Origin of the sequence: Legionella genomosp. 1, assembly GCF_900640215.1 — a bacterium.
Taxonomy (GTDB): Bacteria; Pseudomonadota; Gammaproteobacteria; order Legionellales; family Legionellaceae; genus Legionella_C; species Legionella_C quinlivanii_A.
The window spans coordinates 114,313-136,275 of record NZ_CAAAJH010000005.1 but is presented as its reverse complement, the minus strand read 5'-3'; the positions used below and the strand labels follow the sequence as shown (position 1 = coordinate 136,275).

Here is a 21,963-nt window from a genome sequence, read left to right as displayed (position 1 = left end):
AAAACATGCTAACTTATCCCGTTATTAATCCCGTTGCGTTTACGCTGGGTCCAGTGAAGGTTCATTGGTATGGTTTAATGTATTTGCTTGGATTCTTTATGGCCTGGGCTCTGGCCCGCTTGCGCGTTAGGCTATATCGCCTGGACTGGAGTAATGAGCAGGTTAGCGATTTGATTTTTTACGCAGCGCTTGGCGTTATTATTGGCGGTCGTGTGGGCTATATGCTTTTTTATAACACGCATCAGCTAATCAGTACTCCCTGGGCTTTGTTTAAGCTTTGGGAAGGGGGAATGTCGTTTCATGGCGGATTGATTGGAGTGGCTCTGGCTTTATGGTTATTTGCACGCCGCAGTAAAAAACCATTTCTCGAGGTTGCCGACTTCATTGCGCCACTTGTACCATTAGGTCTTGCTGCGGGCCGCGCCGGGAATTTTATCAATGGCGAATTATGGGGACGGGTAACGGATGTGCCCTGGGCAATGATTTTCCCGGGAAGCGATGGTCAGCCGCGCCATCCATCCCAGCTTTATGAGCTTGGGCTAGAGGGTATTGTACTTTTCATTGTAGTCTGGTTATATGCAGCTAAAAAACGCCCGACAGGCTGTGTATCCGCGATATTTTTAATCGGATATTCACTTTGTCGTATTTTTGCGGAATTTTTCCGCGAACCAGACATACAACTTGGTTATTTGGCATTTGATTCGCTAACCATGGGACAGCTGTTGTCTATCCCCATGTTGTTAGCCGGATTATGGTTATGGTGGGTAAAACAATGCAAACCTATTTGAATCTTTTAGATCATATTTTAAAAAACGGCACCGAAAAAACCGATCGTACCGGTACCGGCACCTTATCGGTATTTGGGTATCAGATGCGATTTGACCTGCGCCAGGGCTTTCCTTTAGTCACCACTAAGAAACTGCATACCCGCAGTATTATTCACGAGTTATTATGGTTTCTCAAAGGTGACACCAATATCGCCTATCTTAATGAAAATGGCGTTAGCATCTGGGATGAGTGGGCAGACAGCAATGGCGATTTGGGTCCAGTTTATGGCCGCCAATGGCGAAGCTGGCCTTCTCAGAATGGTGAAACGATTGATCAGCTCAGTGAAGTCCTTCAGCAGATTCAAAGCAACCCTGACTCCAGGCGATTACTGGTCAGTGCCTGGAATGTGGGCGAACTCGATAAAATGGCATTGATGCCCTGTCATGCACTCTTTCAGTTTTATGTGGCTAATGGACATCTGTCCTGTCAGCTTTATCAACGCTCAGCTGACGTGTTTTTAGGCGTTCCTTTCAATATTGCCTCCTACGCTCTCTTAACTCACATGGTGGCGCAGCAGACCGGGCTTCTGCCAGGCGAATTTATCTGGACCGGAGGTGACTGCCATCTTTATCTCAATCATTTGGAGCAGGCACAAACCCAATTACAAAGAACTCCTTATCCTTTACCACAATTGGAGATCAAGCGAAAACCGGACTCTTTATTTGAATACCATTTTGAGGATTTTGAAATTGTAAACTATCAGTTCCACCCACTTATCAAAGCGCCGATTGCTGTGTAGGCTGAGTCACTCACTGCCATTAAGTTAAGGAAATTTTGTCATTCCCACGAAGGTGGGAATCCATTCCTCAATTGGCATTATAGCGAGCTCAGAGATGGTTCCCCGCCTTCGCGGGGAGGACATTTTATATACAAGTGAGAGCTAGGGTGAAGGTTGATTTTAACACTCTCTCCTTAGGGAGAGAGGATTTTTAAATTAATGTTTTGAAGCTATTTGCTTCGGTTCCGATACAGAACGCGGTAATTTGCCGTTCTCGCTTTTTCCGTAGATAACCACCTGGTTCCTGCCATTGTTTTTGGCGTTGTAAAGAGCTTTGTCGGCTGCCTCAATTAAATCCGCTGTGGTTTTCGCGTCTTTGGGATACATTGAAAGCCCAATTGACGCCGTCACTTGCCCTATTTGCTGAGCTCCATATTTAAGCGGCGTTTTATGTATCGCCGCTCTTATCGCTTCAGCACGCATTTTTGCATCTTCTAAATTAATATCATAAAACATCACAATAAACTCTTCACCGCCATATCGGGCCGCGATATCTCCCAAACGAATATTCTCCTGTAATATATGGCCAAATTCCTTTAAAACGACATCTCCCGCTTCATGCCCGTAAGTGTCGTTGATTTTCTTAAAATGATCCAAATCAATCATCAGAATTGCAAAAGGCGAATTGGAGCGCTGCGCCTGGTGCAGCTGCTTGAACATGAAATCTTCCAAATAACGTCGATTGTATAAACCCGTTAAAGGATCGCGAATGGACTGATGGCGAAGATTTTCGCGCAGGCGAACATTTGCCAAGGCTAATGCGGTTAGCTCCGCAAAGGCAGTAATCAGCAAACGTTTGTTTTCATCAATTAACAAAGGGGTATCTGTCTTTGCTTCCATATAAAGTAAACCATAGATGTCGTTTTGAGCCATCAGGGGTACACAGAGTAATCCTCTGTCACCATGCTCTTCCAGCTTAATATGAGAACAGACCAGTTCTTTCTCTGGATCATTCACCTGGTGAATACGACCAAGACGAATGGCCCAGCATTGGTCGGGGACAAAGGTTTGATCCTGATCGTGAGGTTCTCCCCATCTGGCTGCATTCTCAAGGTAGTTTTTAGAAGGGTGCATAATAAACAGATAACCGCCATTGACAAACGATAACAGGCGCTGCGAGTATTTTGACATGACCGCGCTAAGCTCCTCCAGTGTACTGCAAGCCAGCATGATGTCGCTCATTTCAACCAGCAAGGTGATTTCTATATTCTTATTTTGCAACTCGAGCATTCCAGCAGTTAATTTCTCATAGGATTGTTGCAGTTCGGTATGTTCTTTAATGCGTTGGGTGATGTTTCGGACACTGTGAACAACTCCGTTGACTTCATTATTATCGTTTTGAATCAGACTTGATGACATCTCATAAGTATATTTATCGTCATTCACCTTAAGCTCCGCACGAAGCAGCTTCTCATGGGTTTGCAAAGAATCCTTCCATTGAGCAGCTATTGCACGTTTTTCATCGGCAATACCCTCAAAAGCCTCATCGATGGACATCCCCAGGGTCAGAGTTTTTCCAAAAAGCTGCTTGAATTCCTGCTGATAGGCTTCATTAAAAATGATGAACTGCAGATTTTTATCCAGGGCAGCAATCATATCGCTTGCACTTTCAATGATTTTTCGCAGGCGGGTCTGCGTGTTGAAGTTATGCTTTTCTGCGCTTCTACGAGTTAGCAGCTCCACATTCGCCAGTGCAAAGGCAATAATCAGAAATAAAATACTGATGGTACCGCCGACTATCAGAATAGAGCTAAATATTTTTGATTGACTGATTGCGGAATTATTTCGCTCAGTCAGCAAAACCATTTCAACTGATTTAATCTCCTGGCCCAAATCCTTTACCCGATTCGACAGATTCTGACTTAAGTTCAATTGCTCAAGACCTTCTGGCGTATCCAGTTTGTTACTTAATTTAAATTGCAAAATGCGGTTTAGTAACTCCATTCGCTGATCAACCAGCTCCAAAAACCGCTGAGTACGTACTTTTTGTCCTGGATTATCATGGGTTAAAGTTGTAAGTTGCTCTATATCTATCGTTAATTGCTTTTTGATTGGTTCGATATCTGCCAGAAACTGCTCATTACCTCGAAGCAAATAAGCTCGCTGCCGGGATTCGATATCGACCACGCTATACAAAGAGGAATCGATACTTTGAATCACCTGATAGGTATGGATAACCCAGTTATTGGCCTTGACTAGGGCCTTAAGCTGATAATAAGAGTAGACATTAATTATCAAGAGGCAGATCAACGCAGTAATAAAGACAAAATTAAGTATGCCTCTGCTTAATTGCAGATTATGTAAGAAAGACGAAACCGGTTTTTCTTTCACAGAGTATCTATCCTTATAGCCTATATAACATTCTTTTTTTATTATAGCTCTCAAATCGCAGCAGGGTAATTGTATAGTGACCCGTCAGGCTTAAGCATTCCCTTTATGCCGGGCACAAGCCCAGGCACGTAGGAAGCGGAAGGAATTGCTCTGTAATTTAAGATCGTAGGCAGAGCATCACCCATCTCAAAAGACCTGTAGAGACAGGTTAATGTTTTTTAGTACAGCTCCTGTACCCTTCTTTATCCGCAATTAAATACTCCGGTAATTTGGGGTTATCAATTTGCTCTGTATTTCTGTCCAGTATTAAATGACATTCCTCAACATAAGTAATCTGGCTGCTTTCATCAACCAGCAGTCGATACCAGGGGCTTCTTGCGGCAAATTCACGTTTACTGGCCTGCGGGTTATAGCGCCCGGATGCCTGGAATAAAGGATCGATATCAACAATGACGGCTCGGTAGCCGTGCTGCTGATGCCTGACGCAATCGCCGATATTAAATTTGGCTTCTTTAGTCATAGGCCCTCCTGCTTTTTTTGGCATTACATTATTAGTATCGGTTAATTTCCATAAAGCTTAAGCTTGCTATTCGCCAGATTCAGGCTCAAAATGGCGGTCAATAGTCATATTTTTGCATATCAGAATGTCGGCCAGGATTAGCCCTCAGAGCATTAATTCGGATCTGTTTCTTTATAAAACCCGGTTTATCAGTTTTGTATTGCTGCTTGCCTATACCTTTCTTCATACCCGGCTCACAGTAATCTACATACAGGTTACACTGGAACAAATGCTTGATTTTTGCACTCGTATGCCGTTTGCCCAACGCCTGCTGGTTCCTGCAATGGCGAAACTTTTATCCTCTTGTCTGCCTTTTTCTCCAGGCTCTCTTTTCTTTCTACTGGAATTTCTGTTTACAGCCGCCTTTTTTTTTAGTTTGCAGGCATTGCTTCAGCGCCAGCTTTCTTTGCGGGCAAGTTTCGTTGGCTCCTGGCTGTTTCTGTTGTTATTGCCGCTGTTATCCGTGGTTAATTACCGCATAATGTTTGGCGGCCCGGCGACTTTTTATTATCCCTCAGACTCAGCCTCCCTTTTTTTTATAAGTATGGGTTTTTTGCTGTGTTTACAAAAACGCTGGATGCTGCTCCTGTTCTGGATATTTCTTGCCACATTTAATCGGGAAAGCAGTATTTTACTGGTGCTGTTAATCCCGGCGCTGCATTGGAGTGACAGAAAACAAATAGCCAAGCCGATGATTGCTGCAGTGCTGCTCTATATTCTGGCGCGGCTGATCATTCTTCATTTAACTAAGAATTCGCCTGGCCCGCTCACCGAATGGTATGATCAGTTTTTTGGCCACACCTATTTTGAAACCAATTTCAACTGGCTATTCAGGCAACTGGCTATTTTTCTGGTTAATTTTTGTTTTATGGGATTGCCTGTACTGTGGTTTGCTTTCATTGATTACATTCCCCCGCAGTTAAGACCCATTCGCTTCATAGCACTCTTCTACTTCCTTGGCTTACAGCTCATTGGAAATTTCTCTGAAGTTCGCATCTTTCATGAAATTGTCATTCTTCTTTATTTACCGGTCTGCACGGCGGTTAATCGCTGGATTCAAAATGAGCCCGTTTATGAAACACCTTATAACTCTGCAGGCCTCTTTTTCCTCAATCGATATGCCGTTTCGCTCATTTTATTAGCCACTACACTGGCTCATCCGCTGCTTGAGCCTTTGGTAGTCAAAATCGCCAACTTGTCTGGAAGCAAGAACCACAGGGCGACGAATGAAGACTGGTATGACAAATATTATAGATAGTGCACCAAATGGTGCAAATAATGTTATAATATCACATATGGTGCAAAAACGAGGGGCTCATGAACATTCAATCCAAACCTGATGAAAATTATGTCCTGGCAGTAGCCCTCACAAATTTAAAAGCACAGCTGGGATTGACTGACGAGGAGTTGGGCAAAATCATTGGCCGTTCTCGTAATACAGTCAATCGAATCCTGAAGAAAAGCGAAATTGACCCTAAAAGTAAAGAAGGTGAACTTTCATTATTATTGATTCGAGTTTACCGCTCTTTGTTTGCTTTAAATGGTGGCAACAAAGAGGCCATTAACCACTGGTTAAGGACCAATAACTTTCATATTCAGGATATTCCTTTGGAAGCGATGAAGACTGTAACAGGACTATCCAGGGTAGTGAATTATCTGGATGCCATCAGAGGAAAAATATAAATGGTCGATATTTGGCTGCAAGCTAAAGGTAAAAATGAGATTAAACCCATCTTGGCGTCCATATTTCGCTTTGTAGAATCACAGGAAAAAGCAGCCACCTTGAATCTGGTAAACAATTTACATGAGCAATGTGTTTTAGAAGAGTTACTTGAGCATACTAAACCGCTATTTCCTGATAATACTGATTCTCTGGACTATCTGCTAAAAACAGCATTCCGTTATCCTCCGCTTAAATATGGTTCACGATTCGGATCTACTTTTGAGCAAAGCCTCTTTTACGGATCATTAAATCTTTATACAGCACTAGCGGAAGTTGCTTATTACCGTTTTGTTTATATGCTAGGCCCGGAAGTCCCCTTTCACACCTCTATTACAAGCGAATTCTCTTCCTTTTCCGTCTCTATTAAAAGCAAATGGGGAGTGTTTTTAGATCAGCCGCCCTTTACTGAATTTGAATCCATTCTAACCTCTCCCACTTCCTATTCTGATACACAGCAATTGGGTTCTGATATGAGGCAAGACGGAGTAGAAGCTTTCCGATATATTTCGGCCAGAGATAAAGAGAAAGGGAAAAATATTGCTCTGTTTTCGCCTGGCACTTTTCATGCGAACAGCCCCTCCAATTTAACAGGTTGGTTATGTCAGACCAGCGTTAACGAAGTGGGCTTTATCTCTAAACGAGATAATCAACCTGTAATGTTCACTCAGGACTATTTTTGGGTCAATGGAAAATTCCCCTCACCTTCAACTTAAATGTTATGAGTTTGGCTCAAAGATGGTTTCTTCCACCTGCATAGTAAAATACCCAGTTCGTATAAGAGGCATAACGGCACTGCTAATAATATTTGTGATAAGACATCAGGCGGCGTCAGCAGCATGCCGACAGTAAAGGCCAGCACGATAATGTAGGGGCGTACCAGGGTTAAATGCTGAATTTCAAGCCATCCCAGCTGAACGAGTACAAAGCAGATTAAGGGTACCTGAAAGCAGATGCCGAAAATGATCAGCATGCGGGTAATGAAATCCAGAGCATTGCTGATATCAGGCATCATTTTGACACCATCAGGAACAGCATGAATAAAAAATTGAAACATAAACGGCAAAACCCCATAAAAACAAAAAGCAATGCCCAGAAAAAAAAGGCCTAAGCTGCCAAGTACCGCGCCCTTTATTTTTTTTCGTTCATCGCGATAAAGTCCCGGCGCCACGAAGCCCCATAGCTGGAATAAGAAAAACGGCGTTGCCGAGAGAAAGGCGAGATTGCTGGCCAGAGCGATTGGCGTCAACACTGGGGCGGTAACCTGTGTGGCAATCAGGCTGCCTTGGGCGGCTGGCAAGGCATTCAACAGAGGAGAAACCACCCAGTGAAATAAATCCTTTGCAAAATAAAAATAACTGGCAAACAGGATAGCAAAAAAAATCAGCACCCTGATCATCCGTTTTCTAAGTTCAATAAGGTGCTCTAACATAATTTATTCCAAATGGCTGCTCACCGAGATGCGTTGAAAGACTATTCATTTATATCGATCTCGGTTAGTCTGGTCAATCCGGTGGTTTGAATTATTGGAATTATGAACAGGGATCTTTTCCGCTATAAATTACGTTTCATCAGCATTGTCCTTATCTTCGGTTACGCCTTTATGCATGTCAAATTAACCGGTGTCTATGACGGGGCGACCCTTGATGAAATGATCAATTTTACGGCCAGACTCCCTTTTGGTCAGAGAATGCTGGTACCCGCGCTCGCCCGTGGACTCAGTTATATTTTACCCATCGGTACCGATCAACTCTTTTTTCTGCTGGAGCTTATATTTGTCAGCTCTTTTTTTATTGCGCTTTTTCATTTGCTGAGAACCGAATTTTCGATTGATGAAGCCCGGCTGTTAAGCTGGCTTTTTCTGCTGCTGCTTCCGTTAATGTCCATTATAAATTACCGCTTTACCATCGACGGCGAAGCCTCCTTTTTTTATCCTGCCGACAGCGCTTCCTTATTTTTTATGACGTTGGGTTTTGTATTCTGTATAAAAGAGCAGTGGCGCTGGCTGATTCCCTTGATTTTCATCGCTACTTTTAATCGTGAAAGCAGCATCCTTCTGGTTCTCTTAATACCGGCACTGCATTGGCAACAGTTAAAAAAAGTTCAGACTGTATTCGGACTGGCTTTAATCACTTATCTTTGCGCTCGACTGCTGATTGTATTGCTGACTTATAAGCTGCCAGGTACTTATAGTGAATTTTATTTTCGTGATACCAGTCATACCCATTTTGAAGCCAATCTGCTCTGGCTTCTGGAAGATAATAATCTCTTGTTTTTCATTTACTGTCTTTGCGGACTACCCGTGTTCTGGTTTGGTTTTCATGATTACATTCCCCCGCAATACCGGCCAATCCGCTATGTGGCCCTGATTTACTTTATCGGACTTTTATTGGTCGGGCATTTCATGGAAGCGAGAATCTTTAATGAATTGCTAATACTACTTTATTTTCCGGTCAGTATTGCCGTATCCCGATGGGTGGCAGGCCGCTCGCCCTATATTGCTGTGAAACAACACTGGCTTTACTTTGCTGACCGATATGCAGTTCTGGCGATTCTGGTGGGCATTGCCATGGGGCGCTCGGCTATCAATCCCTGGGTACTGTGGTTTTCTGCAAACTAGCCGCAAGGAAACATTTGGTAGTTTACTCAAAGTACTATATAATTGGGAGCGATAATTTTTAGGTGAGCAAGCTCATCACTAATACGCACTTAACCCAGAGTTTGTAGCAGATAACAATTCTCGCATCCAATTTTATCTCTTTGATATTCCTAATTCTGAATACGAGTGCAACTACTAGCAGACTGGATTTTCAGGTGAAAGAAAGTGAGTCATCGTCCTCGTAAACGTTTTGGTCAGAATTTTTTGCAAAATAAATCTATTATTGCACAAATTATTTCTGCCATTCATTTAAGCTCCACTGATACTGTAGTGGAAATTGGCCCAGGTATGGGCGCAATGACACAGGCTTTATTGAAAATCCTGCCCAAACTGACCGCAGTTGAAATCGATCGCGATCTTTGCGCATTACTTACTGAAACCTATAGTCCGGAACAACTGCAACTTATTAATGCCGATGCCCTGACTGTCAGCTATGATCAATTGGGTACTGGCCTGCGAATTGTGGGGAATTTGCCTTATAATATTTCGACCCCACTGCTCATTCACTTATTTGACTTCGTGTCTTCTATTCAGGACATGCATTTCATGCTGCAAAAAGAAGTCGTTGAACGGCTTGTTGCTTCGCCAGGTTCAAAGGATTACGGGCGTTTGAGCATTATTACTCAGTTTTACTGCCAGGCTGATTTCTTATTTGAAGTGCCGCCAGAAGCTTTTTTCCCAAAACCCAAGGTAGATTCGGCCATCGTACGCCTTAAACCGTATATAAGCTCCCCCTATCCCAAAGTTGACATCATTCGCTTTCAAAATCTCGTCGCACAGGCTTTTTCCATGCGCCGTAAAACACTGGCCAATAATTTAAAACCTCTGCTGTCAGCCAATGAGATAATTAACCTGGGGATAGACCCCTCGAGAAGACCAGAGCAAATTTCAATCAGAGAATATATTGACATCAGTAAGCATCTGGAAATGATATAAAATTAATTAGGAGCAATTGGCTGACACCACGGATCAACTGCTCAAAGACTCGTAGATTATGGAGGTTGTCTTGTTTCATCGTTATGGAAGAGGACGTATGTCCCAAGCCCGGCCTTTAAAGGATTTAACTAAAATAGTAACAGTTGAACAAATCCTTGCCGATGATAAACGTAATCAGTTAGTCCAGCATATTAGCGAAAACTGTGCTCTGGAACCGGCGCGCTTCGATAGTATCGGCCTGACAATCATCCATAATCTGGTAAATCACACACAGCTTCTGCCTGAAACCTCCAATAGTTATTATTCCCAGCCAGGCGGCTTAATCGATCATGCCTTGAATCGTACTGAAGCCGCGCTGAATTTGTTCAAGCAATATATGATCCTTGAAGAAAACAGCAGTTATTCAGAGGAGCAGAAATTATGGCAATACGCTCTGCTCTCCGCGGCCTTACTGCAGGGGATTGGCAAATTACAAATTGATTTGACCGTAGAGCTCTTTGACAATAGCGGGCAATACCTTAAACAGTGGAATCCCTTGCTGGAAAACCTGATTTTAGTCGGCAGCCATTATTCCTATACTTTTCAAAAAGAAAGCAATATCGAGTTTCGCAAACGCCTTAATCTGCTGATGGCGCGCTTGCTCATGCCTGCCAGCGGGTTTGCCTGGATCGCCTCAAAACAGGAAGTGCTCGAGGTTTGGCTGGCCCTGCTGAATGAAGACGAATATTCGGCTGGTACGCTCGGCGCAATATTAATCCGCGCCAATGCTATTGCCTTGCAACGTTATTTTAATCAGCAGGCAGCGCGTCACTATGGCAACAGAGGCCGCTATGGCCGGGTGAGCACCTTTGGCGGCGGAGCCCCTGATTCAGTCAGTGATATCGAGCAGCAAATCGGCATTGAGTTTTTACAATGGTTGCAGAAGGGCCTGGATAGCGGCCTGATTATGATTAATAAGCCGCCGCTTTTAATGGTACCCGGCGGTCTGCTTATGTGTCCGGATATTTTCAAATGGTTTATTCGTGAACATCCTGAGTATAAGAACTGGCAAGCGATTCAAAATGCTTTTCTTTCATTAGGTCTGCACCGAAATGGGCCTGACGGGAGTACCTTTCGGTTTGAGAATAGCAAAACTCAGCAAATGTATAGTGGCGTGGTGGTTGAGAAACACGGCTCCGTCTGCATGTCTGATGAAGTTACTGTGAGTCATCTAATCACTGGTAAAGAAAGCAGAGTCAGCTCGCTTGAGTTGATTCATAACGCCCCTTATAACAATATTTTCACCCAACAAACGCAGCAGGCCTCTCCACCTCCGCTAGCGCATGTTGATGCGGCTGGAGAGTGGAAGAATCCCCGGCTGCCATCCATAGGAAATCAGCACAGCTTACTGCCTGGATAAATTATTGTAAGGACTCTTCACATGCCCGATTATGCGATTGGGGATATTCAAGGCTGCTATGAGCCATTAATGAGATTGCTGGACAGCCTTGATTTTAATGATCGCAGTGACCGGCTATGGTTTGTCGGCGATTTAGTCAATCGTGGACCGGAATCACTTAAGGTACTTCGATTTATCAGACAGCTTCCTCTGGAGCCGGTGATTACCCTGGGTAATCATGATCTTCATCTTCTTGTTAAAATATTTGGCCAGAATGCAAAAGTAAATGCCGATGATACTCTTTATGAAATCCTCGAGGCCCCTGATTGCGAAGAATTAGGGCATTGGCTGCGCAATCAATCGATTCTCGTTCATGATCGCGAGTTAGATGTGGTCATTTGCCACGCAGGAATTGCACCGATGTGGGATCTTGAAACCGCTATCCAGCTTGCATCAGAACTGGAACTGGTTCTTCATTCAGTTGACTATGCGTATTATTTTGCGGCCATGTATGAAAATGAACCCAGTTTATGGCGCGATGATTTGAAAGGCGTGGAGAGGTTGCGTGCGATTACCAATTATTTTACGCGAATGCGCTTCTGTGATAAGGATGGGCGTCTGATATTAAATTGTAAGGGAACGATTGCTGAGGCACCGGCCAATCTACTTCCCTGGTTCGGCGTTCCCAAGCGTATTTCCATTGATGCGGATCTGGTCTTTGGCCATTGGGCGGCACTCGGAGGCTATTGCCCGGTACCGCGTTTGCATGCGATTGACACGGGCTGTTTATGGGGCGGTCAATTAACCGCATTGCGCCTGCAGGATAAAAAGCGCTTTGCAGTTTCCGGACAATCAGGGGATGGACTGCTTTAATTTTACCGGAATAATCCCCCCTTTTTTTATGCGGGCAAGGTCGGGATTGAATTTCAGATTTTGATACACACTGTCTATCGAGCGCAGATCTAGTAATAGGGGGATAAGCTTCCCTTTAGGCTGGCGAATATGCACCAGATAATCACCAGGAATAAGACTTAGCGGCTGTGGATCGTAATCGACGTCAATTTTAACTGTTGTAAAAAAATCCTGAATGGGTGAATAGTGGATTGAGACAGAATGAACTGCCGGATTAATGGCAATCACTTCTTGTGCGGCATTGATTTTTTCCACCTGAATATGGTGTTTATTCAATAAATCCAGTACGCGAGTTTCGCCGCTTTTTATTAAATACGCGTCAGGCATTAAAATGGTTTCATCAATTTCTATAAAATCAAAATTGGCAAATTCACGGTCAACAGCCTGGAGATTATCGGCGCGGCGTAAGGAAACGGCTGTTCTGGGCTGCTGCATGTTCAGATTATAGTGGTAAGCCAGATAGCTTTTATAATGCAAGGGATATTGTTTCCATTCATTGCGCGCTTGCTGAATAATCGCCTGCAAAGCCTGTTTATTTTTTTTAACTACATTTAAGAAGCTCAGCACACTGATGTACTGTTTGTTTCGCCTGACCTCAATATTGCCTGGGGTTGCATAATGCCCATCCTTGGAGTCCAGACGGTTTTCAACCAGCACCGAAAAAACTCCCTGCAGTGCGCTGTAATTTCGCATGTTACTCACTCTCAGCCCACCATGACTAACCGGCTGGTTAAGCTGTAAAATTTCGCCGCGATAATGTTCACTACGCAAACCGTATTCTTCACTGGTTTTCAGTAATTGCGGCAATAGTACTTCATGGCTGAACTGTCGTAACTTCTCGTTAATATTGGGGTTATTTCCTATTTCGTATTGTGCTTCTGCATTGACATAATAACCTTCTTTCAGAGTAAGGATTTTCTTTTTGGTGGACGATTCATGCAAATCAAGTAAAGCATCAATCTGATAATCTTTAAGAACATTGATAAAAATTTGAGTTTCAGCATAGGCCAGTCGGGTAAAATCGACATTCAGGTTGCCGTTTATGGCATTAAAACGGGAGTTATTATCACGGCCATCCGGATTCGCGTTGACAATAATCATAAAATTAATATCATCCAGCATACTTTGCTGCTGCTTATTGACGGCTAACTCCAGAGCCAGCTTCTGCAGGGCTTCGCAGCCTGAGGGCTCAGTTCCATGCTGCGACCCCAGTAGTAACACAGTCAGCTTATTAGTCTCATGCTGCCCGTTTTCTAAAAAGGCTTTTGAATTGGAAACCAGCAAGGCAGAAATAGGCCGCCCTCCTGCTGAAAGGCCAAGATGAAGCAGCTTCATGTGAGGAGAATGCTCACTTAACTGCTGAAGGAATGCCTCAATGTGCCGGCTATCCGGTAATGATTGAAACTGGCTGGCTTCCAGAGGGGTCGCAAGGGGCACTGGGCTGGTTTTCGCCATCAGCGGATGGCAGACTAGCCATAGCACAGAAATCACCATCCATTTTTTCATTAGTTTAATTCCTGTTTTTGTAACTCTCCAGGTACGTCATCCTGAGCGTAGCGAAGAATCTCAACTGCTTAGAACTGAGCCAGATTCAGGAGATCCTTCACTACGTTCAGGATGACGTTGAAGTAACAATTTTTTTAATTATTCTAGCAATTTTTATGCCGTATCCCCCACACAGAAAGATATATAAGGAGGGCAAGAAAGCTTTGCCAGGTGTTTTTTTCAATCAGACTAGTATTTTCCGTCACTAGTGGCCTAAACTAAAATTAATGACATCAATAAGTTATCTTACAGGATAAGACGATGGATTTAGTGAAACTATTAGAGTCCTCATCGCTGTTTTCAGCCCTGAACAAGCGCATTTTATGGCGAATTGCTGACTTGGCCCAGGAAAAAACCTATCTGAAAGGGGATTATCTGGTTCGCGAAGGGGAAACAGCCCAATATTGTTTCATCATTGTATCCGGTCAGGTAGAGGTGTTTCGGGAAATGAATCTGCCCGATAAACTGTTTATTGCCAACCTGGGCGCAGGAGAAATCCTCGGTGAACTGGCAATAATTGATGGCTTACCTCGTTCCGCCAGCGCCATTGCTCTGGAACTTACTAAAACTTTAGCAATCTCTGCCTGGGATTTTAAAGCCCAGATTCAGGCTTATCCTGAAATTGCCTTGCAGTTATTACCTGTTATTGCCAGGCGCTTGCGTGATGTCCAAAATCAATTAACCACTATGAATACTTAATATGGAAAAAAAGCCTATTGTCTTCCGACAAAGTGCCTTGGAGCATGTCAACCGGCCAGTGCTGCTTGATGACGCGCTGCAGGTGGTCTCTACACGCAATTGGCTCATCCTGTTAATTCTGACCCTGTTATTGCTGGGTTTCGTTTACTGGTTATTTTATGGAAATATTTATCTGCGCGTGCAAGGCAATGGAATGCTTTTGAGCCTTAACAATCCAATTGTATCGGTACAATCCTCAGAACAAGGGGGTGTTGTTCAGCAAATCTATGTACAGCCCGGTCAGCGAGTACATAAAAATATGCTGCTGGTAAGAATGGATAGCGAGCTAGGCATGCAACTGCAATTGCAGAAAAACTATTTAATCCAGCTTAAGAAGCAGCAAGCTGATCTGACTGAGCGCGCCAAGACGATTCTGGTTAATCTCGAAACCAGTCAAAAACAGCAAATTGAAAAAATAAACTCCAGTCTCGCTGCAGCGCAGCAGAAAATCAAGCAGCTGGAAACCATGATGGGCCTGAAAGAAACGGCCTATAAGAAAGGAATTCTTGATTTACCCAATGTCACCGAAACCCGTATTGAGTATTATCGTCTGCTACAGGAAGTGCGCTCTCACGAGGCGGATTTGATTTCCATGAAAGCTAACCTGATTGATCTCAAGGACAAGTGGAGAGAACGACAACTCGAAATGGACATGACCGTTCAGAAAGCTGAGTATGATTATAATCTGGCTGAGAAACGCTGGGAACTCACGCAGAATATTATTAGCCCCACCGATGGCGTGGTTGCTGAAATCAAGGTTAAGGAAGGCGATCTGACCAGGCCCGGCGAACCCTTGCTGACTATTGCGCCAGCTGAAAGCAATTTATACGCCTTGATCTTCATACCAGCTACCAAAGGCAAGCTTCTTAAAATTGGCATGACTGCACAAATTGCTCCAAGCACGGTGAATAAGCTGGAATATGGAACCATCCAGGGACGGGTCGAAACCATTTCACTGCTGCCGGTCACTGCTGAAAATATGATGACTATTCTGAGAAGCCAGGATCTGGTTCGCTTTTTTAATAACTCCACGCCGCTGATTGCTGTAAAAATTTTGCTCGATAAAAATAATGCTACTCATAGCGGTTACCAATGGACCAGCTCGAAAGGCCCTGACATTAATCTGACCCAGGGAACTGTGGTTGAAGGCATGATTAACGTTGAAGCGAAGAAGCCAATTGAATTATTTGTGCATTTTGTGGACTAAAAAGCATACTCTATGGCAAAAGAAAAAGTACAACAAAAGCGCGTCAACACGCCAACCATTCTGCAAATGGAATCCACTGAATGTGGAGCCACCTCCTTGTCTATTATTCTGGCTTACTACGGGAAATATATTTCTGCAGAAGAGGCAAGGGTAGCCTGTAATATTTCCCGTGATGGTACCAAGGCAATCAATATTGTGAAAGCAGCCAGACATTATGGAATGGATGCTTTTGGCGCCAATGTCGACATCGATGAGTTTGAAAATGTGAAAGTCCCCTTTATTGCCTATTGGGAATTTAATCACTTTCTGGTAGTAGAAGGCTTTAATGCAAAAGCAGTTTTTCTAAACGATCCGGCAACAGGTCCGCGTAAAATAAGCTGGGAAGAGTTTGGTAAAAGTTATACGGGCGTAGTGCTGGAAATTACTCCGGGAGAGGGGTTTGAAAAGGGAGGCACTCCAGAGCGCTCGACCCTGTCTTTGTTGTTTGACAGAATCGGCAATAATTACTGGCCCATGCTGTTTATTCTATTAACCACTGTGGCATTAATAATCCCCCAGATTGCCACCCCAATCTTTACAAAAGCCTTTATTGATCATCTTCTTATCGATAATCAACGCTCATTAATTCCTGTGGTTTTACTGGGGCTGGCTTTTACCACGATTGCTGAGGTTCTCTTTAGCATACTGCAATTCAAAGCATTAAGACGCTTGCAATTCAAACTTAATATTGTCAATTCCATCCAGTTTCTTTGGCATCTTCTGCATTTACCCATTCGTTATTTTCAGCAGCGGGCATCGGGTGATATCGCAAACCGGAACTCTCTTAATGAGGAGCTGGCCTTATTGCTGTCAAAAAATTTGCCGGCACAAGTGGTAGGGATTTTTGAGATGTTAGCCTTTGGTCTGGTTATATTCTTATTAAGCTGGCAAATCGGTATCGCACTACTTCTTCTGACTTCTTTAAACCTGTTTTCAATGTTGTTGGGCAGACGTTTTTTACTCGATTATGGCCGACGTTATGCGCAAAATAAAGGAAAACTGGATGGTATAGAGGCTAATGGCTTTCAAATTATTGAAACCCTGAAGGTCGCGGCGCTGGAATCCCATTTTTTTAACCGCTGGCTTGCGCACTATACCGAATACCTGACCACCGAGCAGCGTCTGCACTGGATAGGCGCATTGCTTGGCCTTATTCCCAGCCTGCTTGGTTTCTGGGCGAATATGGTGATTATTTGCTATGGCGCTTATCTGGTGATGTCAGGTGTTATTACCATTGGCTCGGTAGTAGCGATTCAGGCGCTGCTCAGCAGTTTTCTGCAACCGCTGAATAGTTTGATAGGCTTTTACCATCAGCTCAACCAGATTAAAGGAGACATTGTCAGACTGGATGATGTCGTGAATACCCCCTCTGACGCGCATTTTGACAGCGGGCAAACTCGTCAGGTAGCCCCTCCCATTCCTGAGGACAAACGAATTCTGCAGGTAACCAATCTGGGTTTCAGCTTTTCTCCGCTTGATCCCCCTGTTCTATACGACGTGTCCCTGGAGCTTAGACAAGGAGAGCGCGTTGCGGTGGTCGGTCAAAGCGGGAGTGGTAAATCGACGCTGGCTAAATTGATTACAGGAGTGTACCAGCCTACTGAAGGCAGCATTAACCTAAACGGCTGCCCTATTGCTGAATTAAGCCGATTGTCAATCAGCAAACTGCTGGCCCAGGTTGATCAGAACATATTATTCCTCCCCGGCACTTTGCGTGACAATTTAAGTTTTTGGGATAAGTCGCTTAAAGATGAACAACTATATGACGCATTGAAAGCGGTTGAAATGGATGAAATTGTCCGAGCGCGAGGCGGGCTGGACATTCTTATCAATGAGTCGGGAAATAACTTTAGCGGCGGCCAGCGCCAGCGTCTGGAAATCGCCCGAGCAATTCTCAGGCAGGCTCCATTGTTGATTCTCGATGAAGCGACTTCGGCGATGGATACGGTTCTTGAACGACAGATTTATGACAATTTGTGGGGAATGAATACCAGTTTACTCATTATTGCTCACCGTTTGAGTGCCATTCGCGATTGCGATCGAATTTATGTGCTGGACCAGGGACAATTGACTCAAACAGGAACCCATGAGGAGTTAATCGGCCAGGCTGGCTTGTATCAGGAACTAATCAACCAGGAGATGTAATGAATCAGGACGAGGATCTGCCTCTTTCCAGTTTGCATTTACTGGAAGATATTTATAACGAAAAAGAAACTCCGTTCCATAGTGATAATACATTGGAAAGCTATTTCGCGGTTTGCTCCATGATCACCAGACATTTGGGCATGGAAATCCACAAGCCGGTTCTCCAGTCGATTGAACATCCCGATCCGGTGGATTATCTGAACTCAGTGGCAACAGCCAATAGCCTGCGTATAAGAAAAATCCGCTTAAAGCGGAACTGGTGGCATAATGATCTTGGGCCAATGGCTGTGTTTTACAAAAAGAAACTCTGCGCATTAATCCCGCAGGGAACCGGGTATCAGCTGATCGATTGCCAGACAGGAAAACAATTCAGGATAACTCCGTCTAATCAGCAGGACGTTAAGGCCGACGCCTATATATTTTATCCAACCCTGCCCCAGGAAAGCGTACCGCTGAAAGATATTCTGAAGTTCACCTTCAAGGTGTTAAAGAAAGATCAGGCCAAGGTCATTATTTATCAGATTTTAATCAGCTTATCGCTTCTGGTAGTTCCCGTAATGACGGGGGTTATTTTCGATGACATTATTCCTTTCGCCAATCTTTCGCTTTTAGGCCAAGCCCTTATTTTGCTGCTTCTGACCAATGTTATCACCCAATTATTATATCTCTTACAGGTTGAATCGATTATTCGCCTGCAGATTAAATCCAAGCACCGGCTGCAAGTGGCCATTATGGACAGGCTTTTACGGTTGCCGCTTACCTTCTTTAATCAATACACAGCAGGCGAGCTAAGCTTTAGGTCGGGAATTATTAATGAAGTCCAGGAAATTTTAAGCGCAAACATTTTGCGCAGCATGCTGGATGGTCTGATGTCACTGGTCAATTTCTTTTTAATGTTTTATATCAACTCCATGCTGTCACTGGCGGCTGTTTCCATCGTGCTGGTTATAACCATTAGCAGCTTAATCTTCAACCGGATTATTTTGCGCCAGGAACGAAAAGTGATTGAAGCGGAATCCACGCTCAGCGGTATTTTGCTGAGCGTGATTAATGCGATTATCAAGCTTCGTATTGCTCACAAGGAGGATGCAGCCTTCGCCAGCTGGAACAAGTGTTACAGCGATAAAATGCGAGAGGAAAATAAAACCCATATATACCAGAACCGGCTTGATGTTTTTAATATTTTTCTCACCGGAATGAGTACATTAACCATCTATAGTCTGGTTATATGGCAAAATGCCGGCATCAGTTTCGGGCAGTTTATTGTATTTAACGCCGCATTCGTACAATTTTTCTCAGCCTTTGTTTCTTTAAGCAATGTGGTCAGTGAAAGTCTTGAAATAATCCCTTTGTTCAAGATGGCTAAACCTATTTTTGCGACTGAAACTGAAAAGGAGGAAAACAAATCGCCAGTTGATCTGGACGGGCACATTGTTTTGAAAGATGTTGTGTTCCGTTATCCCGACCATGAGGAGCCAATATTTGTCGATTTTAATCTGGAAGTACAGCCAGGCTCTTTTACAGCGATTGTCGGCCCTTCCGGCTCAGGAAAATCGACTCTGTTTCGCTTGCTGCTTGGCCTGGAAAAAATTGAATCCGGTGAGATCAAATTCAGCGGAATCGATCTGAAAAATATACATCTGCGAAACTTACGCTCACAGATGGGTGTGGTCATGCAGGTTACCCGTCTTATTCCGGGTACTATTTTTGAAAACTTTGCCGGTAATAACGATTCGCTGACTCGTCGTGAAGCCTGGGACATTGCTCGGGCAACAGGGCTTGAAGAACTGATTCAGGATTTGCCAATGGGCATGGATACCTTAATCAATGATGGCATCCAAACCTTTTCCGGCGGCGAGGTGCAGCGTATTAACCTGGCTCGCGCCATTAGTGCCAATCCTAAAATCCTGCTTCTCGATGAAGCAACCAGCGCTCTGGATAATAAGGTCCAGAAACAAATCAATGAGACCCTGGAAGCAATGAATCTGACCCGCATCGTCATTGCGCACCGTTTCAGTACCATCGTCAATGCCGATATCATTCACGTCATCCGAAATGGCCGCTGCATTGAATCAGGAAATTATGAGGAGCTCATGCGTCAGCAAGGCTTCTTTTATCAGATGGCAAAACATCAGCTCTAAACATGGCCTGCCTTCATTAAGCACAGAATGTCCTCTAGTTGAAAAGATGATTTATTAGGATGCTAAAATTAATAATAGGCTCAGTAAATCTGGAGGTTCATCATGAAAAAGGAAGTCAAGAGCGGTAACAAAAATGCAGACGATTATTCAGCCTCCTATAATCAGTTCAAAGAATTTAAAGGCCAGGCTTATACTGGCATGAAAATTGGACGCAGTCATAGCTGGAATTATGATCAGGGGCAATGGAAAGAGCGCAAACTAACACCTGATAAATGGGAAATACATTACGCGGTAACCAAAAGGCGAAAAGGGAAGGCGCCAGAAGGATCAGGGGTTCCGGTAGGAACTAAATACCACTGGTACATTCTCGCTGATCAAATCGTTGAAAAATTAAATGCTAATGACTATTCGACAGAAATGGTGGGAATTAAATTTAAAATTGCCCATCAGCGAGCAGATAAGGAAGCGTGGAATATTTCAGAAATTACGCAAAAAAAACATTTGGTCAATTACTTGTACGAGGTAATCTATACCCTGGAAGCAGAAATAGAAGCACGGAAGAAACGAAAAACCAAAATCAAATCTACGGGCAAAATGACCTCCTTCTCAGCTGAGCAACTCATTGCGCAAAATGAGCCGCTTAATGAAAAAAAGAAGAGCAAGGATGCTAAGCAACGCTAGCCTTGACAGGCAAACTATCAAGGCCAGGTTAAGTTATTTCATTTTTTTAATACGCTGTGCTTCGATAACCAGCAATTTGAAATAGTCATAAGACATATAAAAGTTGCCTTTGTCGCCGATCCTGTCACTCCATGAATTTCGTAATTTTAATAAACCACGATGACTTACTTTTTTATCATCAACAGACACCGCATTATCATCATAACCAATGATTACCATCTCATGGCCGCCAAACTCGGGATTGTTTTTTAGATCGTCGGCAATATCCTGCGAAATAACCCAGGTATCAAATTTCTGCTTATAGGTACCAACAGCACCCATCACTCCCTTGTCGAAATCAAGTAATAAAACACCAAAGGTCACTCGATCACCTGCGTTTAATGCCTGCTTCACCTCTGTCAGGGTACGGTTTGCATCCATATTACCTGTAAAAGCATCATATACATCGAGAACGGGAGACCAGGTTATCTTGCTGCTGTCTAATGGTTCACTCAAGGGATGGAAACTCTCAAGAGACATTGCCGTACCAATATTGGGATTGTTGGTAGGATAATCAGTTAAACCCCCACAGCCATAGCGTTTTTGCTTGTCTTTATTAATAAAACCAAAACTATCTATCTGTCCTAAAAGAAAGCGTCCCCAGGTACCTTCCCAGCCGCTCGTGGCATAGCCGTTATCGGCTAAATAAGCACCTAACTCAAGCTGGCAGAGCTGGCTAATGTAATCCCCTTTGCCAAGGGCTGCATCAAGAGCTGCTGTCGTCGCAAAGGTTACACAACTTCCATGACTTCCCTGATTTAATACCGGTGTATTATTCATTCCGAGATCTACAGCTGATTGCGCGGTAGATGCTGTAAGAGCGAATTGCTTGCTGTGCGTTTGTAAATTTTGAACTTGCTGGCTTAAATAGTCCCGCCCCTGCTCTGATAATTCAATTTTCATCAGACTGATTTCTTGTGGCGGCGCGACATTTACACTGCGGGCATTGCTGCTGGCTGGAATTTCTTTCGTAATACTTCCTACTATTGAAACATTTTGAGCAGCTAATTGACTACTCAATAATAATGAAGCGGCAGCGACTGACGCATATTTCATATTTATTCTCCAGTGTATTCATAAAATGAACGGCGAACCGATTCTATCATGTGAATCAAATTTAATCACCATGTTCAATTTAAACATTTAAGAACGTCATCAGTTAATTCATTATCCCGGGGATTCAAACAGGAATGGATTTCCAGGAGGTAAGTTATTATCGGAATCTCTGGAAAAAACTTTAGTAGTCCGCCCTAAATTGAATCACAGTTGACGCAATATAAGGGCTTGGGGAGTAATGGAACGGCCAACCGACTTAAGGAAAGGTCTT

19 protein-coding genes are annotated in these 21,963 nt (G+C 43.7%); 14 read left to right on the top strand and 5 right to left on the bottom strand.

The window, feature by feature from the left end:
- Window positions 1–5 precede the first annotated feature (5 nt).
- Together lgt and thyA are read left to right on the top strand one after the other, a co-directional pair.
- Window positions 6–788: a prolipoprotein diacylglyceryl transferase gene (gene lgt, locus E1O89_RS06980; protein WP_133139537.1), complete on the top strand. Its 783-nt coding sequence runs from the start codon at window positions 6–8 to the stop codon at window positions 786–788.
- Window positions 773–1,567, top strand: a complete 795-nt coding sequence (gene thyA, locus E1O89_RS06975) for a thymidylate synthase (protein ID WP_133139536.1) — start codon at window positions 773–775, stop codon at window positions 1,565–1,567. The genes lgt and thyA overlap by 16 nt, the downstream gene beginning before the upstream one ends.
- 195 nt (window positions 1,568–1,762) lie before the next feature.
- Here thyA and E1O89_RS06970 read toward each other — a convergent pair whose 3' ends face one another.
- Both E1O89_RS06970 and hspQ read right to left on the bottom strand, forming a co-directional pair.
- A complete protein-coding gene (locus E1O89_RS06970) occupies window positions 1,763–3,937 on the bottom strand; it encodes a diguanylate cyclase (protein WP_133139535.1) in 2,175 nt (724 codons plus the stop codon).
- 208 nt (window positions 3,938–4,145) lie between these two features.
- A complete protein-coding gene (gene hspQ / locus E1O89_RS06965) occupies window positions 4,146–4,457 on the bottom strand; it encodes a heat shock protein HspQ (protein WP_112218873.1) in 312 nt (103 codons plus the stop codon).
- Window positions 4,458–4,581: 124 nt separating this feature from the next.
- Between hspQ and E1O89_RS06960 the strand changes: the two genes are divergently transcribed.
- From E1O89_RS06960 to E1O89_RS06950, 3 genes are read left to right on the top strand one after another with little or no spacing between them, the layout of a single operon-like run.
- The gene (locus E1O89_RS06960; RefSeq protein WP_187347033.1) at window positions 4,582–5,754 is read left to right on the top strand and encodes a hypothetical protein; all 1,173 of its coding nucleotides are present in this window, start codon (window positions 4,582–4,584) and stop codon (window positions 5,752–5,754) included.
- A 59-nt stretch (window positions 5,755–5,813) separates the two neighbouring features.
- The gene (locus E1O89_RS06955; RefSeq protein ID WP_133139534.1) at window positions 5,814–6,179 is read left to right on the top strand and encodes an MbcA/ParS/Xre antitoxin family protein; all 366 of its coding nucleotides are present in this window, start codon (window positions 5,814–5,816) and stop codon (window positions 6,177–6,179) included.
- Window positions 6,180–6,932, top strand: a complete 753-nt coding sequence (locus tag E1O89_RS06950) for an RES family NAD+ phosphorylase (protein ID WP_133139533.1) — start codon at window positions 6,180–6,182, stop codon at window positions 6,930–6,932.
- Here E1O89_RS06950 and tatC read toward each other — a convergent pair.
- Window positions 6,929–7,648: a twin-arginine translocase subunit TatC gene (tatC, locus tag E1O89_RS06945; RefSeq protein WP_133139532.1), complete on the bottom strand. Its 720-nt coding sequence runs from the start codon at window positions 7,646–7,648 to the stop codon at window positions 6,929–6,931. The two genes, E1O89_RS06950 and tatC, sit on opposite strands and share 4 nt — an antisense overlap.
- Before the next feature lie 102 nt (window positions 7,649–7,750).
- On the opposite strand from tatC, the gene E1O89_RS06940 reads away from it, so the two are divergent.
- The 4 genes from E1O89_RS06940 (at window position 7,751) to E1O89_RS06925 (ending at window position 12,062) form a co-directional block, all read left to right on the top strand.
- A complete protein-coding gene (locus E1O89_RS06940; protein ID WP_133139531.1) occupies window positions 7,751–8,836 on the top strand; it encodes a hypothetical protein in 1,086 nt (361 codons plus the stop codon).
- Between the two features lie 204 nt (window positions 8,837–9,040).
- A complete protein-coding gene (gene rsmA / locus E1O89_RS06935; protein ID WP_133139530.1) occupies window positions 9,041–9,811 on the top strand; it encodes a 16S rRNA (adenine(1518)-N(6)/adenine(1519)-N(6))-dimethyltransferase RsmA in 771 nt (256 codons plus the stop codon).
- Window positions 9,812–9,881: 70 nt separating this feature from the next.
- Window positions 9,882–11,210 (top strand): TraI domain-containing protein, encoded by a 1,329-nt coding sequence (locus tag E1O89_RS06930; RefSeq protein WP_165483092.1) that lies wholly within the window; start codon window positions 9,882–9,884, stop codon window positions 11,208–11,210.
- A 21-nt stretch (window positions 11,211–11,231) separates the two neighbouring features.
- Window positions 11,232–12,062: a symmetrical bis(5'-nucleosyl)-tetraphosphatase gene (locus E1O89_RS06925; protein WP_133139528.1), complete on the top strand. Its 831-nt coding sequence runs from the start codon at window positions 11,232–11,234 to the stop codon at window positions 12,060–12,062.
- On the opposite strand, the gene E1O89_RS06920 is transcribed toward E1O89_RS06925, so the two are convergent.
- Window positions 12,042–13,607, bottom strand: a complete 1,566-nt coding sequence (locus E1O89_RS06920) for a M14 family zinc carboxypeptidase (RefSeq protein WP_133139527.1) — start codon at window positions 13,605–13,607, stop codon at window positions 12,042–12,044. The two genes, E1O89_RS06925 and E1O89_RS06920, sit on opposite strands and share 21 nt — an antisense overlap.
- A 300-nt stretch (window positions 13,608–13,907) precedes the next feature.
- On the opposite strand from E1O89_RS06920, the gene E1O89_RS06915 reads away from it, so the two are divergent.
- The 5 genes from E1O89_RS06915 (at window position 13,908) to E1O89_RS06895 (ending at window position 20,597) form a co-directional block, all read left to right on the top strand.
- Window positions 13,908–14,345 carry a cyclic nucleotide-binding domain-containing protein gene (locus tag E1O89_RS06915; RefSeq protein WP_133139526.1) on the top strand — a complete coding sequence of 146 codons (438 nt, stop codon included), beginning with the start codon at window positions 13,908–13,910 and terminating at the stop codon, window positions 14,343–14,345.
- Window position 14,346: 1 nt separating this feature from the next.
- Window positions 14,347–15,591 (top strand): NHLP bacteriocin system secretion protein, encoded by a 1,245-nt coding sequence (locus tag E1O89_RS06910; protein WP_133139525.1) that lies wholly within the window; start codon window positions 14,347–14,349, stop codon window positions 15,589–15,591.
- Window positions 15,592–15,603: 12 nt separating this feature from the next.
- The gene (locus E1O89_RS06905; RefSeq protein WP_133139524.1) at window positions 15,604–17,775 is read left to right on the top strand and encodes a cysteine peptidase family C39 domain-containing protein; all 2,172 of its coding nucleotides are present in this window, start codon (window positions 15,604–15,606) and stop codon (window positions 17,773–17,775) included.
- On the top strand, window positions 17,775–19,916 hold the full coding sequence (locus tag E1O89_RS06900) for an ATP-binding cassette domain-containing protein (protein ID WP_133139523.1): 2,142 nt from the start codon (window positions 17,775–17,777) through the stop codon (window positions 19,914–19,916). The genes E1O89_RS06905 and E1O89_RS06900 overlap by 1 nt, the downstream gene beginning before the upstream one ends.
- 102 nt (window positions 19,917–20,018) lie before the next feature.
- Window positions 20,019–20,597 carry a hypothetical protein gene (locus E1O89_RS06895; protein WP_133139522.1) on the top strand — a complete coding sequence of 193 codons (579 nt, stop codon included), beginning with the start codon at window positions 20,019–20,021 and terminating at the stop codon, window positions 20,595–20,597.
- A 33-nt stretch (window positions 20,598–20,630) separates the two neighbouring features.
- On the opposite strand, the gene E1O89_RS06890 is transcribed toward E1O89_RS06895, so the two are convergent.
- Window positions 20,631–21,692, bottom strand: a complete 1,062-nt coding sequence (locus tag E1O89_RS06890; RefSeq protein ID WP_133139521.1) for a C1 family peptidase — start codon at window positions 21,690–21,692, stop codon at window positions 20,631–20,633.
- Window positions 21,693–21,963 lie beyond the last annotated feature (271 nt).